We start from the raw sequence: 15,651 nt of genomic DNA on the forward strand, positions 1-15,651 counted from the left end.
CTCGTTCAGGTTGAGAAGGTATAAGGAGTAACCGATGACAACCCAATATGGATTTTTTATTGACTCCAGTCGTTGCACCGGTTGCAAAACCTGCGAACTGGCCTGCAAAGACTACAAAGATTTAACCCCGGACGTCAGCTTCCGCCGCATCTATGAATATGCGGGCGGCGACTGGCAGGAGGATAACGGCGTCTGGCACCAGAATGTCTTTGCCTACTATCTTTCCATCTCCTGCAACCACTGCGAAGACCCGGCCTGCACGAAAGTGTGTCCGAGCGGCGCGATGCACAAACGCGAGGACGGTTTTGTGGTGGTGGATGAGGATGTCTGCATCGGCTGTCGCTACTGCCATATGGCCTGCCCGTACGGTGCGCCGCAGTACAACGCCGCCAAAGGCCACATGACCAAATGCGACGGCTGTCATGACCGCGTTGCCGACGGCAAAAAGCCGATCTGCGTCGAGTCCTGCCCGCTGCGCGCGCTGGACTTTGGCCCGATAGAAGAGCTGCGGAAGAAACATGGCACGCTGGCGGCCGTTGCGCCGCTGCCGGGCGCGCACTTCACCAGACCGAACATTGTGATTAAACCCAACGCCAACAGCCGCCCGACCGGGGATACCACGGGTTATCTGGCAAATCCGAAGGAGGTGTAAGATGGGAAGTGGATGGCATGAATGGCCGCTGATGATCTTCACGGTTTTTGGCCAGTGCGTGGTCGGCGGTTTTATCGTTCTGGCTCTGGCACTGATGAAAGGCGAGTTGCGTACCGAATCTCAACAGCGTGTGCTGACCGGCATGTTTGCTCTGTGGGTGCTAATGGGAATTGGCTTCATCGCGTCTATGCTGCATCTGGGGTCGCCAATGCGCGCCTTCAATTCGCTGAACCGCGTGGGCTCGTCGGCATTGAGTAATGAAATTGCCAGCGGCTCGCTCTTTTTTGCCGTCGGCGGGATCGGCTGGTTACTGGCGGTGCTGAAAAAGCTCTCTCCGGCGCTGCGTAATCTCTGGCTGGTTGTGACGATCGTGCTGGGCGTTATCTTTGTCTGGATGATGGTGCGCGTGTATAACAGCATTGATACCGTACCGACCTGGTACAGCATCTGGACGCCGCTGGGCTTCTTCCTGACGCTGTTTATGGGGGGGCCGCTGCTGGGTTATCTGCTGCTGCGTATTGCGGGCGTCGATGGCTGGGCGATGCGTCTGCTGCCCGTAATTTCTGTTCTCGCACTGGTGGTCAGCGCCATTATGTCAGTGATGCAGGGAGCGGAGCTGGCGACAATTCATAGCTCCATCCAGCAGGCTTCTGCGCTCGTACCGGATTATGGTTCGCTGATGGCCTGGCGTATTGTGGTGCTGGTCGTGGCGCTGTGCTGCTGGATTGTGCCGCAGTTGAAAGGTTATCAACCTGCGGTTCCGCTGCTGTCGGTGGCGTTTATCCTGCTGCTGGTGGGGGAACTGATTGGTCGCGGCATATTCTACGGGCTCCATATGACCGTGGGAATGGCGGTGGCGAGTTAATCCATAATATGCCGGATGGCGGCTCGCGCCTTATCAGACCTACGGATCGTGTAGGTCTGATAAGCGAAGCGCCATCAGGCAATATGTCCTTGGTCTTTTACTTCTGCTTAGTTAACGTGTCGTAGCTGGTCATCAGATTGCGATAATCAGGAATGTGATTAGAGAACAGCGTTGCCAGACCTTCGATATCATTACGCCAGTCGCGGTGTAACTCGCACGCCACGCCAAACCATGTCATTAATTGCGCGCCAGCCTGCGACATGCGATCCCAGGCGGAGTGACGGGTAATTTCATTAAAGGTGCCTGACGCATCGGTCACGACAAACACATCGAACCCTTCTTCAATCGCAGAGAGGGCGGGGAAGGCCACGCACACTTCCGTGACAACCCCCGCAATGATGAGCTGCTTCTTACCTGTCGCCTTAACGGCTTTCACGAAATCTTCATTGTCCCACGCGTTGATGTTTCCGGGGCGTGCAATGTAGGGGGCATCGGGGAACTGTGCTTTCAATTCCGGCACCAGCGGCCCGTTTGGCCCCGTTTCGAAACTGGTGGTAAGGATGGTGGGGAGGTTGAAGTATTTGGCTAAATCGCCAAGTGCGAGAACGTTATTTTTGAATTTGTCAGGATCGATGTCTCGTACAAGAGACAGCAGCCCCGCCTGGTGATCAACTAAAAGAACCGCGGCATCATTTTTATCGAGACGAACGTAAGGCTTAGTCATTATCTTCTCCTGATGAGAGTTAGCGTTACATCAAAAGCCATTCCGGTGTGTTGTCTTCCCCAAAAGCATAGACCGGAAAAATGATGTTGCAGGAACCATGAAATTTTTCGACTGAACGAAACGCGGCAGTTTTGTTTTAGGTCAATTAAAACAATAACATGATGTTTATCGGATGCTGCTCTTTCATGCCATGAATCAGTATTTCAAATCGAAGGGCGGGAAAGCGCGTAATGCCGCGATTCGGGTAGATTGACAATGTTTCTGTTGGTGGCATGATGCGCATGAAATTTGAACTTCCTCACGGTTTTTATCCATGTCCATCTATACCCGGCCCGTCATGCTTTTGCTGTGCGGCCTGCTTTTGTTGACCCTGGCGATCGCAGTATTAAACACGCTCGTCCCCTTGTGGCTTGCCCAGGAAAGCCTGGCAACCTGGCAGGTCGGTATGGTCAGTTCGTCCTACTTTACCGGGAATCTGGTTGGGACGTTGCTTACCGGGTATTTAATCAAGCGCCTGGGCTTTAACCGCAGTTACTATATTGCCTCGCTTATTTTTGCGGCGGGTTGCGTAGGGCTGGGCATGATGATTGGTTTCTGGAGCTGGCTGGCCTGGCGCTTTGTTGCCGGCGTGGGCTGCGCCATGATTTGGGTCGTGGTGGAAAGCGCTTTGATGTGCAGCGGAACATCCCGTAATCGTGGGCGGTTACTGGCTGCGTACATGATGGTCTATTACGTGGGAACGTTTTTGGGGCAACTGTTGGTCAGTAAAGTTCCGACAGAATTAATGAGCGTTCTGCCGTGGGTAACCGGCATGATTCTGGCGGGCATTTTGCCGCTGCTCTTTACCCGTATCCTGAACCAGCAGTCGGAAGAACACGATACGACGCCGATTACGTCAATGCTGAGACTGCGTCAGGCGCGGTTAGGTGTAAATGGGTGCATTATTTCCGGGATTGTACTGGGATCGCTGTATGGCCTGATGCCGCTGTACCTTAATCATCAGGGGATTAGCAATGCGAGCATCGGTTTCTGGATGGCCGTGCTGGTGAGCGCCGGTATTTTAGGCCAATGGCCGATTGGTCGTCTGGCCGATAAGTTTGGTCGTCTTCTGGTGCTGCGTGTACAGGTCTTTGTGGTGATCCTCGGCAGTATTGCCATGCTGACTCAGGCTGCAATGGCGCCCGCCTTATTCATTCTGGGGGCGGCAGGCTTTACGCTCTATCCCGTCGCGATGGCCTGGGCTTGTGAAAAGGTAGAACGTCATCAGCTTGTGGCGATGAACCAGGCGTTGCTGCTCAGCTATACCGTAGGCAGCCTGCTGGGGCCGTCATTTACCGCGATGCTGATGCAGAATTACTCTGATAATCTGTTGTTTATTATGATTGCCAGCGTCTCGTTTGTTTATTTGCTTATGCTGCTGCGCAACGCAGGACATACACCGACCCCTGTGGCGCACGTTTAATTTATGTGATCAGGTATGAAGTCTGTAGGCCGGATAAGACGCTTTCGCGTCGCCATCCGGCGATACCGACAAAATAACTCAGTACATCACTTTATGACCGTACTGCTCAAGAATACCTTTTACGCGCTCCATGGTTTCTTTCTTCGGCGGTTTAACGCCATCAAGCTTGTATTCTTCGCCCATTGCGACCCATTTGTGTTTGCCTAACTCGTGATAGGGCAGCAGTTCGATTTTTTCAACGTTGCCCATATCGCGGGTGAATTCGCCCAGACGGTGTGCTGAGTCGTCATCGTCAGACCAGCCCGGCACCACAACGTAGCGAATCCAGGTCTTAATGCCCTTTGCGGAGATGTATTTGGCGAACTCCAGCGTGCGATGGTTGGATACGCCAACCAGATTCTGATGAATCTCGTCATTCATCTGCTTCAGGTCAAGCATCACCAGGTCGGTGACTTCCAGCAGTTCATCGATGACCGGATCGTAGCGGCGAACAAAGCCGTTGGTATCAAGACAGGTATGGATGCTTTCTTTCTTACAGGCGCGGAACCAGTCGCGAACAAACTCTGCCTGTAAGATCGCTTCGCCGCCGGAAGCCGTTACGCCGCCGCCGGATGCGTTCATAAAGTGGCGGTAGGTGACGACCTCTTTCATCAGATCTTCAACGGTAACTTCTTTGCCGCCATGCGTATCCCAGGTGTCGCGGTTATGGCAATACAGGCAGCGCATCAGACAGCCCTGGAAGAACGTAATAAAGCGGATGCCCGGGCCGTCAACGGTGCCACAGGATTCAAAGGAGTGAATGCGACCAATAACTGACATTGCGGTGTTTCTCCAGATGTGGCCCATCCGGGGCCGTGTTAGTGCACAGTTATTAACTGTGTCGAGTCTGTTTTGGCAGTCATCCATTGAGTATAGATAGCTGGCGAAAGAGACTTAGTTGTTAAAAAGGCCCCACTTACGTGGAGCCTTTATTGTACGCTTTTTACAGTACGATTTCAGTCAAAACCCAATTACATGGTCTGAGTGAAGGTACGAGTAATAACGTCCTGCTGTTGTTCTTTAGTCAGGGAGTTAAAACGTACTGCGTAACCTGATACACGGATGGTCAGCTGCGGATATTTTTCCGGGTGTTCCATCGCGTCCAGCAGCATTTCACGGTTCATCACGTTCACGTTCAGGTGCTGACCACCTTCGATGGACGCTTCGTGGTGGAAGTAACCATCCATCAGACCCGCCAGGTTGGTTTTACGTACTTCGTCGTCTTTACCCAGTGCGTTCGGAACGATAGAGAAGGTGTAAGAGATACCATCTTTAGCGTAAGCAAACGGCAGTTTTGCAACGGAGGTCAGAGAGGCAACAGCACCTTTCTGGTCACGGCCGTGCATTGGGTTAGCACCCGGTCCGAACGGCGCGCCAGCACGACGACCGTCTGGGGTGTTACCGGTTTTCTTACCATACACAACGTTAGAAGTGATGGTCAGAACAGACTGAGTCGGGATAGCGCCACGGTAAGTGGTCAGTTTCTGAATTTTCTTCATGAAACGTTCTACCAGGTCAACTGCCATGTCATCAACGCGAGAGTCGTTGTTACCAAACTGCGGGTATTCGCCTTCGATTTCGAAGTCTACAGCCAGGCCGTCTTCGTCACGAATCGGTTTAACTTTCGCATATTTGATTGCAGACAGGGAGTCAGCAGCAACGGACAGACCTGCGATACCACACGCCATGGTGCGGATAACGTCACGGTCGTGCAACGCCATCAGAGAGGCTTCGTAGCTGTACTTGTCGTGCATGTAGTGGATCACGTTCAGCGCGGTGACATACTGTTTAGCCAGCCAGTCCATGAAGTGATCCATGCGGTCCATCACTTCGTCGAAGTTCAGAACGTCGCCTTTGATCGGTTCAGATTTAGGACCAACCTGCATTTTCAGTTTTTCATCAACGCCGCCGTTGATTGCGTACAGCATGGTTTTCGCCAGGTTTGCACGCGCACCGAAGAACTGCATTTGTTTACCAACAACCATCGGGCTTACGCAGCAAGCGATAGCGTAGTCATCGTTGTTGAAGTCTGGACGCATCAGGTCATCGTTCTCGTATTGCAGAGAAGAGGTGTCGATGGACACTTTAGCGGCGAATTTCTTGAAGTTCAGCGGCAGTTTTTCAGACCACAGAACAGTGATGTTCGGCTCAGGAGACGGACCCATGGTGTACAGGGTGTTCAGGAAGCGGAAGCTGTTTTTGGTAACCAGAGTACGGCCGTCAACGCCCATACCGCCGATAGATTCAGTTGCCCAAATCGGGTCGCCAGAGAACAGTTCATCGTATTCCGGCGTACGCAGGAAGCGAACCATACGCAGTTTCATGACCAGGTGGTCAATCATTTCCTGTGCGTCTTGTTCGGTGATTTTGCCTGCTTTGATATCACGTTCGATGTACGCATCCAGGAAGGTGGATACGCGACCGAAGGACATTGCTGCGCCGTTCTGAGACTTAACAGCGGCCAGGTAGCCGAAGTAGGTCCACTGGATAGCTTCCTGAGCATTGGTAGCCGGACCAGAGATATCGCAGCCGTATTTAGCCGCCATCTCTTTGATCTGACCCAGCGCGCGGTGCTGTTCAGCAATTTCTTCACGCAGACGGATAGTCGCTTCCAGGTTTACGCCGTTTTCCAGGTCAGACTGCAAAGAGACGAACTGGGCGTATTTGTCTTTCATCAGGAAGTCGATACCGTACAGCGCAACGCGACGGTAGTCACCGATGATACGGCCACGGCCATACGCATCCGGCAGACCAGTCAGAACACCGGATTTACGGCAGTTCAGAATGTCTTTGGTATAAACATCGAATACGCCCTGGTTGTGGGTTTTGCGGTATTCGGTGAAGATTTTTTTCAGCATCGGGTCCAGCTCGCGATTGTACGCTTTGCAGGAACCTTCAACCATTTTGATACCACCGAACGGGATGATCGCACGTTTCAGCGGAGCTTCAGTTTGCAGACCAACGATTTTCTCAAGCGCTTTATTGATGTAGCCAGCGTCGTGAGAAGTGATGGTAGAAGCAACGGAGGTGTCAAAGTCAACAGGCGCGTGAGTGCGGTTTTCCTGTTTAACGCCTTCCATTACGCTGTCCCACAGTGCAGTGGTCGCATTCGTCGCGCCAGCCAGGAAGGACTCATCACCCTCGTACGGAGTGTAGTTTTTCTGAATGAAGTCACGGACGTTTACTTCATTCTGCCAGTCACCTTTGGTAAAACCTTCCCAGGCTGTGGCTAACTTTTCATTAAGCTCGGACATGTAACACCTACCTTCTTAAGTGGATTTTTTATTTACTGCGTATAACGCTCATCAGCAATGATGATCGTCGCCACGCAGGTAAATGACCCAGTATGTCAACCCGACCAATAAACCGCCGCCGATAATGTTACCGATTGTGACCGGAATCAGGTTATCGGTGATGAAATTCATCACGGTCAGGTGAGAAAAACTTTCCGGACTGGAGCCCACTGCGGCCCAGAATTCCGGTGTGGCGAAGTCACGGATTACAATCCCCATCGGAATCATAAACATGTTTGCGATGCTGTGCTCAAAACCGCTGGCAACAAACATGGCGACGGGCAATACCATGATAAACGCTTTGTCCATCAGGCTACGACCCGAGTAGCTCATCCACACGGCCAGGCAAACCATCAGGTTAGCCAGGATACCCAAGCAGACAGCTTCAATAAAAGTATGATGCATCTTGTGGTCGGCGGTTTGCAGGACATTAAGCCCCCATCCGCCGTTGGCGGTCATATACTCGCCGGAAAGCCACATCAACAACACAAAGAGCAGACAACCGATCAGGTTACCAAAATAAACGTTGAGCCAGTTTTTTGCCAGTTGGCCCCATGTGATTCGGCCGCTCGCTTTCGCGACAACAATCAGCACTGTTGATGTGAAAAGATCTGCGCCGCAGATAACACAGAGAATCAGCCCCAGCGAGAAGCAGATGCCTCCAACCAGTTTCGCCATACCAAAAGGCATTGTGCCTGTACCGGTTGTGGCGGTGATATAGAAAACAAAGGCAATGGAAATGAACACACCCGCGGTAATCGCCAGATAGAAAGTCTTCAGCGGATGTTTCGTTGCTTTATAGACACCTGCCTCTTCGGCCACTTTGGCCATTGCAGCAGGGAGTAATAGATCAAAAGGGTTGTCAGCTTTCACACTAACTCTCTCTTTATTAAGTCGGCGACGAGATACTAACAAAGCATTATAGATGAGAATTTGATATAGATCATATCTCGCCTGGCTTATAGGCCCGCAAGATGCGTGGTTTTTACGCGATTGCGGTGTAAATATTTGATTATCCAAATAAAAATAAATTTTAAAAATTATAAAGTGAGTTGAATTTTTTCGCTGAGCCTCCCCGATGGCAGTTAATTAAAATGGAGTAATTGGCAAATAAAGTAACACCAGCACATTAATATCTGTAATATCAACTACCAATATTTAACCTTGTTATTACATTTATTTTCGTTTGCCAAAAAAATAAAAAAACAGGGCGCATAAAGCGCCCCGTAATATAGCTCAGTCGATTGTTTAAACCTACCTACAGTAGGTTATTCGCTTCTATTTTGACCAGTGAGCGGCCTTTGCGCGCTGCAATTTCTCATAGGCTTTCAGCAGAGACTGATGTGATGCGAAAGCATGCAGATCGCTATCAACCGCTTGCAGCCCATAAAATGCCGCTTCGCCGCTCAGTGCCGCGCTGGCCGCTTCAACAGCTTCGGCGCCATACATCCGAACGAAAGCATTCAGGTATTGCAGCGGTTCGCGGTCTTCTTCCTGCGCCAGAAGCAGCAGCGTTTGCAGACAGCGGTAGTAGTTCGCACGTTCAGCGCTAAAGATGGAGGCGTTGAATTCCATCGTCCACTCTGTCCAGATCAGCGCCTGCTCCAGATCGCCGCCAGCCAGCGCCAGCATGGCTTTAAGCTCACCGATGCGCAGGGTATACCAGCCATTATCCGGGCCTGTCGCCAGGCCAAGTAACTCGCGCACGCGGGTAAAGTCATCAAAGCCTTCTTCATCTAATTGTTCAATCAGATTGAGGTAAGCCTCTTTCTCCCATGCGCTGCCCGGCAGGGCAAGGAGGGTTTCGCGCAGATGGCTGCCCATGCTGTTGTTGGCGAGCCACAGATCTTCTGCCGGATAAATATCAGACATGCCCGGCACAATAATGCGGCAGGCATAAACGCCGAGGTGCTCATAGTCGGCAATATAGACCTCTTTATCTTCCGCATTGAAGATTGCCATCAGCGTGGCGAACTCTTCTTCCGTAGTGCCGGAGAAACTCCAGTCAGCAAACGGGTAGTCGGCATCCTGCTTGAACAGATCCCAGGAGATCAAACCGCTGGAGTCAATGAAGTGCGTCTCAAGGTTGGTGTGTTCAGCCACTTCTTCGTCGTCGAACGTTGGCGGGGTAAAGACATCAAGATCTTTCAGTCCACGGCCCTGCAACAGCTCGGTGACGGTGCGCTCCAGCGCAACGCCGAAATCAGGATGCGCGCCGAAGGAGGCGAAGCAGGTGCCGTTGGCCGGGTTGAACAGGACGACGCAGATAACCGGATACTGACCGCCCAGCGAGCCGTCATAAGCGAAGATTGGGAAACCTTCTGCCTCCAGCTTAGCGATGGCCTCTACCACTGCCGGGTAGCGTGCCAGCACATCGGCTGGAATTTCCGGCAGGCTAATGCTTTCGGCGATGATGCGGTTTTTAACATGACGTTCGAACACTTCAGACAAACCCTGCACGCGCGCTTCGTTGCGGGTGTTACCGGCCGACATCCCGTTGGAAACGTACAGGTTGCCGATAATGTTCATCGGAATATACACGGTGTGATTATCAGACTGGCGGGTAAACGGCAGGCCGCAGATACCGCGATCTTCGTTACCGGATTGCAGATCGATAAGCATGCTTCCGGCCAGCTCGTTTTCCGGGTCGTAGAACGCGCGCAGACGGTCATCCAGTAACCCTTCCGGCAGGGCGTCGTCATCGGTTAGCGGGAACCATTTTTCATTCGGATAATGCACGAACGGGCCATTGGCGATGGTTTCACCCAGCCAGAAATCGGCGAAGAAATAGTTGGTGGACAGACGCTCAAAATATTCACCCAGCGCGGAAGCCAGCGCGGCTTTTTTGGTTGCGCCTTTGCCGTTGGTAAAGCACAACGCGCACTCTTTGTCGCGAATATGCACCGACCAGACGTTAGGCACCGGATTCAGCCAGGAGGCCTCTTCAATATGAAAACCGAGGTCGAGCAGTTTTTGCTGGAAGCGAGCGATGGAATCTTCCAGGGCGGCGTCTTTGCCGGGGATAAATGTTTGCGTCATGAAAATCACTTTTGTCGTACGGAAAGCGCGCAATGATACGGGTTTTATGTTGACGGCGCTATCGCCGCCGCCCCGGCAGCGTAAATAAAAGTGCGTAGTAGCGTCGTTCCTGTGAATGCCGGGGATCGTCAATGACGCCCGCGAGGCGCAAATCCAGAATGGTCGAAGGCCAGCCGGGTAAAACGGGCTACCTGACAGCGAATCTATCGGTTTTATGTCGTCAATCCGATAGATTCTGTTGTGTGACGTAGCGCGCATTTTTGGCCTGATGAGTTTTACCCATTGCGGCGCGTGTCACTGAATGATAAAACCGATATCCACAGGAATAACTTATACCCAATATCCGTCGTCCTGCCTTGCGCAGACGTTCGGGTGTTGAGGCGATAATAACGCAACGTGGTGAGGGGAAATGGCTCAGGTCTTCAATTTTAGTTCAGGTCCGGCAATGCTACCGGCGGAAGTGCTTAAACTGGCTCAACAGGATCTGCGTGACTGGCACGGTCTTGGCACGTCAGTAATGGAAATTAGCCACCGCGGCAAAGAATTTATCCAGGTCGCAGAGGAAGCGGAACAGGATTTTCGCGATCTCCTCAGCATCCCCTCCAACTACAAAGTATTGTTCTGCCACGGCGGCGGCCGTGGGCAGTTTGCGGCAATTCCGTTAAATATTCTGGGCGATAAAACGTCGGCGGATTACGTTGATGCCGGTTACTGGGCGGCCAGCGCCATCAAAGAAGCGAAAAAATACTGTTCGCCAAACGTGATTGACGCCAAAGTCACGGTTGACGGTCTGCGTGCGGTCAAACCGATGAGCGAGTGGCAGCTTTCTGATAACGCCGCTTACGTTCATTATTGTCCGAACGAGACTATCGACGGTATCGCAATTGATGAAACGCCGAATTTTGGTTCGGATGTCGTTGTGGCTGCGGATTTCTCATCCACAATTCTTTCCGCGCCGCTGGATGTGTCGCGTTATGGCGTGATCTACGCCGGGGCGCAGAAAAACATCGGCCCGGCGGGGCTGACAATTGTGATCGTGCGTGAAGATCTGTTAGGTAAAGCGAACATCGCTTGCCCGTCTATCCTTGATTACACCGTGCTGAACGACAACGACTCGATGTTCAATACCCCGCCGACCTTTGCCTGGTATCTTTCTGGTCTGGTGTTCAAATGGCTGAAAGCGCAGGGTGGCGTTGCGGCGATGAACAAAATCAATCAGCAAAAAGCGGAACTGCTGTATGGCGTGATTGATAACAGTGATTTCTACCGTAACGATGTGGCGAAATCGAATCGTTCACGTATGAACGTGCCTTTCCAGCTAGCGGACAGCGCGCTTGATAAAGTCTTCCTGGAGGAGTCTTTCGCTGCGGGTCTGCATGCGCTGAAAGGTCATCGCGTGGTGGGCGGAATGCGCGCCTCTATCTATAACGCAATGCCGCTTGAAGGCGTGAAGGCGTTGACGGATTTCATGGTCGATTTCGAGCGTCGCCACGGCTAATTCGTTTTCTTTTTTCATCCCCACAGCCAGCCTGTGGGGTTTTTATTTCTGTTTTTGAGAGTTGAGTTTCATGGAATCCCTGACGTTACAACCCATCGCGCGGGTCGATGGCACCATCAATCTGCCTGGCTCCAAGAGTGTTTCGAATCGCGCTTTGTTACTGGCGGCATTAGCAAGCGGCACCACTGTTCTGACAAACCTGCTGGACAGCGATGATGTTCGCCATATGCTGAACGCGCTGAGTGCGTTGGGGGTCAGTTATACCCTTTCCGCCGACCGTACCCGCTGTGAAATTACCGGGCAGGGCGGCGTATTACATGCCGAAGGCGCGCTGGAACTGTTCTTGGGCAATGCGGGAACGGCGATGCGTCCGCTTGCCGCCGCGCTGTGCCTGGGGGCAAATGATATCGTGCTGACCGGTGAGCCTCGCATGAAAGAGCGCCCGATCGGTCATCTGGTCGATGCGCTGCGTCAGGGCGGTGCGAAGATTGATTATCTGGAGCAGGAAAACTATCCGCCTCTGCGTCTGCGCGGCGGTTTTAGCGGCGGTCACGTTGAGGTTGATGGCAGCGTCTCCAGTCAGTTCCTCACCGCGCTGCTGATGACCGCGCCGCTTGCGCCGCAGGATACGACGATCGCAATTAAAGGCGATCTGGTGTCCAAACCGTATATCGACATCACGCTGAACCTGATGAAAACATTCGGCGTTGAGGTTGAGAACCATAATTACCAGCGTTTTGTGGTGAAAGGGGAGCAGCAGTATCGTTCACCGGGTCAATATCTGGTGGAAGGCGACGCGTCATCCGCTTCTTATTTCCTTGCCGCTGGCGCCATTAAAGGCGGAACGGTAAAAGTGACGGGGATTGGCCGCAACAGTATGCAGGGCGATATCCGCTTTGCCGACGTACTGGAGAAGATGGGCGCCACCATCACCTGGGGCGATGACTTCATTGCCTGTACGCGCGGTGAACTGAACGCTGTGGATATGGACATGAACCATATCCCGGATGCGGCGATGACCATCGCCACGGCGGCGTTGTTTGCTAAAGGCACCACCACGCTGCGTAATATCTATAACTGGCGTGTGAAAGAGACTGACCGCCTGTTTGCGATGGCGACGGAACTGCGTAAAGTCGGCGCTGAAGTGGAAGAGGGGCATGATTTCATTCGTATCACGCCACCGGCTCAGTTGCAGTTCGCCGAAATCGGCACCTATAACGATCACCGTATGGCGATGTGTTTCTCGCTGGTCGCGTTGTCGGATACGCCGGTGACGATTCTCGATCCGAAATGTACCGCTAAAACCTTCCCGGATTACTTCGAGCAACTGGCGCGTATTAGTACGCCTGCCTGATAAAAGTAAAACATTGTCATCTTTTGGGCTGGCTCTTCGCCAGCCCGCTATAATTGCGCAAATCTTCCTCATCTGATGACAGACAAAATGGGTTTTTGCATACAAAGATAACGATTGTGAGCGTTGGCGCGTATAATGCGCGGCGTTCACGTTAACGGTATGCCTGTTTAAGGAGAAAAAGATGACGGCAATTGCCCCGGTAATTACCATTGATGGCCCAAGCGGTGCAGGCAAAGGCACCTTGTGCAAGGCAATGGCGGAAGCATTGCAATGGCATCTGCTGGACTCGGGCGCGATTTATCGTGTACTGGCGCTGGCGGCCTTACATCATCATGTTGATGTCACCTCTGAAGACGCTCTTGTACCGCTTGCGTCTCATCTGGATGTTCGTTTTGTCTCAACCAATGGCAATCTGGAAGTCATTCTGGAAGGGGAAGATGTGAGCGGGGAAATCCGCACGCAAGAAGTCGCGAACGCGGCATCTCAGGTCGCTGCGTTCCCGCGCGTGCGCGAAGCGCTTTTGCGCCGCCAGCGTGCGTTTCGCGATGCGCCAGGGTTGATTGCCGATGGCCGCGACATGGGAACGGTGGTATTCCCTGATGCGCCAGTAAAAATTTTCCTGGATGCGTCTTCTGAAGAACGCGCTCACCGCCGTATGCTACAGTTGCAGGAGAAGGGCTTTAGTGTTAACTTTGAACGCCTTTTGGCCGAGATAAAGGAACGTGACGACCGCGATCGTAATCGCGCTGTCGCGCCGCTGGTTCCTGCTGCCGATGCTTTAGTTCTGGATTCTACCCGATTAAGCATTGAGCAAGTGATTGAAAAAGCGTTACAATACGCGCGCCAAAAACTGGCACTCGCTTAAGTGCGACCGAATTTGTAGTACCCCCGCTGCAATGGATTGACAGTGGGTATGTGAAACAACCCCATCCGGCATGGAGCCAGGTGGACGTTAAATATGAAACCTGAAGATTAAACATGACTGAATCTTTTGCTCAACTCTTTGAAGAGTCCTTAAAAGAAATCGAAACCCGCCCGGGTTCCATCGTTCGCGGCGTTGTTGTTGCTATTGATAAAGATATCGTACTGGTTGACGCTGGTCTGAAATCTGAATCCGCCATTCCGGCTGAGCAGTTCAAAAACGCCCAGGGCGAACTGGAAATCCAGGTTGGCGACGAAGTTGACGTTGCTCTGGATGCAGTAGAAGACGGCTTCGGCGAAACCCTGCTGTCCCGTGAAAAAGCGAAACGTCACGAAGCCTGGATCACGCTGGAAAAAGCTTACGAAGATGCTGAAACTGTTACCGGTGTTATCAACGGCAAAGTTAAGGGCGGCTTCACTGTTGAGCTGAACGGTATTCGTGCGTTCCTGCCAGGTTCCCTGGTAGACGTTCGTCCGGTGCGCGACACGCTGCACCTGGAAGGCAAAGAGCTTGAATTCAAAGTCATCAAGCTGGATCAGAAGCGCAACAACGTTGTTGTTTCCCGTCGTGCCGTTATCGAATCCGAAAACAGCGCAGAACGCGATCAGCTGCTGGAAAACCTGCAAGAAGGCATGGAAGTTAAAGGTATCGTTAAGAACCTCACTGACTACGGTGCATTCGTTGATCTGGGTGGCGTTGACGGCCTGCTGCACATCACCGACATGGCATGGAAACGCGTTAAGCATCCGAGCGAAATCGTAAACGTTGGCGACGAAATCACTGTTAAAGTGCTGAAGTTCGACCGCGAGCGTACTCGTGTATCTCTGGGCCTGAAACAGCTGGGCGAAGATCCGTGGGTAGCTATCGCTAAGCGTTATCCAGAAGGTACCAAACTGACTGGTCGCGTGACCAACCTGACCGACTACGGCTGCTTCGTTGAAATCGAAGAAGGCGTTGAAGGCCTGGTTCACGTTTCCGAAATGGATTGGACCAACAAAAACATCCACCCGTCCAAAGTTGTTAACGTTGGCGATGTAGTGGAAGTTATGGTTCTGGATATCGACGAAGAACGTCGTCGTATCTCCCTGGGTCTGAAACAGTGCAAATCCAACCCGTGGCAGCAGTTTGCGGAAACCCACAACAAGGGCGACCGTGTTGAAGGTAAAATCAAGTCTATCACTGACTTCGGTATCTTCATCGGCCTGGACGGCGGCATCGACGGCCTGGTTCACCTGTCTGACATCTCCTGGAACGTTGCAGGCGAAGAAGCAGTTCGTGAATACAAAAAAGGCGACGAAATCGCAGCAGTTGTTCTGCAAGTTGACGCAGAGCGTGAGCGTATCTCCTTGGGCGTTAAACAGCTCGCAGAAGATCCGTTCAACAACTGGGTTGCTCTGAACAAGAAAGGCGCTATCGTAACCGGTAAAGTCACTGCTGTTGACGCTAAAGGCGCAACCGTAGAACTGGCTGACGGCGTTGAAGGTTACCTGCGTGCTTCTGAAGCATCCCGTGACCGCGTTGAAGATGCGACTCTGGTTCTGAGCGTTGGCGACGAAGTTGAAGCTAAATTCACCGGCGTTGATCGTAAAAACCGCGCAATCAGCCTGTCTGTTCGTGCGAAAGACGAAGCTGACGAGAAAGATGCAATCGCAACTGTTAACAAACAGGAAGATGCAAACTTCTCCAACAACGCAATGGCTGAAGCTTTCAAAGCAGCTAAAGGCGAGTAATTCTCTGAAACTTCGGGTGTTTTATCCCGAAGTTTGATGAGTTTACTTGACAGATTACAAGATTCGTCCTGTA

At 52.2% G+C, this 15,651-nt stretch carries 12 protein-coding genes; 7 read left to right on the forward strand and 5 right to left on the reverse strand.

Features of this window, described 5'->3' with window-relative positions; all coding sequences use genetic code 11:
* Window positions 1-34: 34 nt before the first annotated feature.
* The gene (dmsB, locus tag OGX75_RS08875; RefSeq protein WP_012132456.1) at window positions 35-652 is read left to right on the forward strand and encodes a dimethylsulfoxide reductase iron-sulfur subunit DmsB; all 618 of its coding nucleotides are present in this window, start codon (window positions 35-37) and stop codon (window positions 650-652) included.
* Between the two features lies 1 nt (window position 653).
* Window positions 654-1,517: a dimethyl sulfoxide reductase anchor subunit family protein gene (locus OGX75_RS08880; protein ID WP_286451647.1), complete on the forward strand. Its 864-nt coding sequence runs from the start codon at window positions 654-656 to the stop codon at window positions 1,515-1,517.
* Between the two features lie 97 nt (window positions 1,518-1,614).
* On the opposite strand, the gene ycaC is transcribed toward OGX75_RS08880, so the two are convergent.
* A complete protein-coding gene (gene ycaC / locus OGX75_RS08885) occupies window positions 1,615-2,241 on the reverse strand; it encodes an isochorismate family cysteine hydrolase YcaC (RefSeq protein WP_012133028.1) in 627 nt (208 codons plus the stop codon).
* 313 nt (window positions 2,242-2,554) lie between these two features.
* Here ycaC and OGX75_RS08890 point away from each other — a divergent pair, with 313 nt between their 5' ends.
* Window positions 2,555-3,703 carry an MFS transporter gene (locus tag OGX75_RS08890; protein ID WP_012133025.1) on the forward strand — a complete coding sequence of 383 codons (1,149 nt, stop codon included), beginning with the start codon at window positions 2,555-2,557 and terminating at the stop codon, window positions 3,701-3,703.
* 78 nt (window positions 3,704-3,781) lie between these two features.
* Here the strand turns inward: OGX75_RS08890 and pflA are convergent, their stop codons facing one another.
* The 4 genes from pflA to ycaO all read right to left on the reverse strand — a co-directional run bounded on the left by pflA (window position 3,782) and on the right by ycaO (window position 10,074).
* The gene (gene pflA / locus OGX75_RS08895) at window positions 3,782-4,522 is read right to left on the reverse strand and encodes a pyruvate formate lyase 1-activating protein (protein WP_024130479.1); all 741 of its coding nucleotides are present in this window, start codon (window positions 4,520-4,522) and stop codon (window positions 3,782-3,784) included.
* A gap of 191 nt (window positions 4,523-4,713) precedes the next feature.
* Window positions 4,714-6,996, reverse strand: coding sequence for a formate C-acetyltransferase (gene pflB / locus OGX75_RS08900; RefSeq protein ID WP_012133023.1), 2,283 nt, complete (start codon window positions 6,994-6,996; stop codon window positions 4,714-4,716).
* A gap of 51 nt (window positions 6,997-7,047) precedes the next feature.
* On the reverse strand, window positions 7,048-7,908 hold the full coding sequence (gene focA, locus OGX75_RS08905; RefSeq protein ID WP_024130478.1) for a formate transporter FocA: 861 nt from the start codon (window positions 7,906-7,908) through the stop codon (window positions 7,048-7,050).
* Window positions 7,909-8,313: 405 nt separating this feature from the next.
* Entirely contained in the window at window positions 8,314-10,074 is a 1,761-nt protein-coding gene (gene ycaO, locus OGX75_RS08910; RefSeq protein WP_024130477.1) for a 30S ribosomal protein S12 methylthiotransferase accessory factor YcaO, read from the reverse strand.
* 409 nt (window positions 10,075-10,483) lie between these two features.
* Here ycaO and serC point away from each other — a divergent pair, with 409 nt between their 5' ends.
* From serC to rpsA, 4 genes are all read left to right on the forward strand, one after another.
* On the forward strand, window positions 10,484-11,572 hold the full coding sequence (gene serC, locus OGX75_RS08915; protein WP_012133020.1) for a 3-phosphoserine/phosphohydroxythreonine transaminase: 1,089 nt from the start codon (window positions 10,484-10,486) through the stop codon (window positions 11,570-11,572).
* A 70-nt stretch (window positions 11,573-11,642) separates the two neighbouring features.
* Entirely contained in the window at window positions 11,643-12,926 is a 1,284-nt protein-coding gene (gene aroA, locus OGX75_RS08920) for a 3-phosphoshikimate 1-carboxyvinyltransferase (protein ID WP_199971425.1), read from the forward strand.
* Between the two features lie 181 nt (window positions 12,927-13,107).
* Window positions 13,108-13,791 (forward strand): (d)CMP kinase, encoded by a 684-nt coding sequence (cmk, locus tag OGX75_RS08925; RefSeq protein WP_012133018.1) that lies wholly within the window; start codon window positions 13,108-13,110, stop codon window positions 13,789-13,791.
* Window positions 13,792-13,904: 113 nt separating this feature from the next.
* The gene (gene rpsA, locus OGX75_RS08930; protein ID WP_012133016.1) at window positions 13,905-15,578 is read left to right on the forward strand and encodes a 30S ribosomal protein S1; all 1,674 of its coding nucleotides are present in this window, start codon (window positions 13,905-13,907) and stop codon (window positions 15,576-15,578) included.
* The last annotated feature ends 73 nt before the right edge of the window (window positions 15,579-15,651 follow it).

Origin of the sequence: Citrobacter sp. CK199 (assembly GCF_030333285.1) — a bacterium.
Taxonomy (GTDB): Bacteria; Pseudomonadota; Gammaproteobacteria; order Enterobacterales; family Enterobacteriaceae; genus Citrobacter_B; species Citrobacter_B koseri.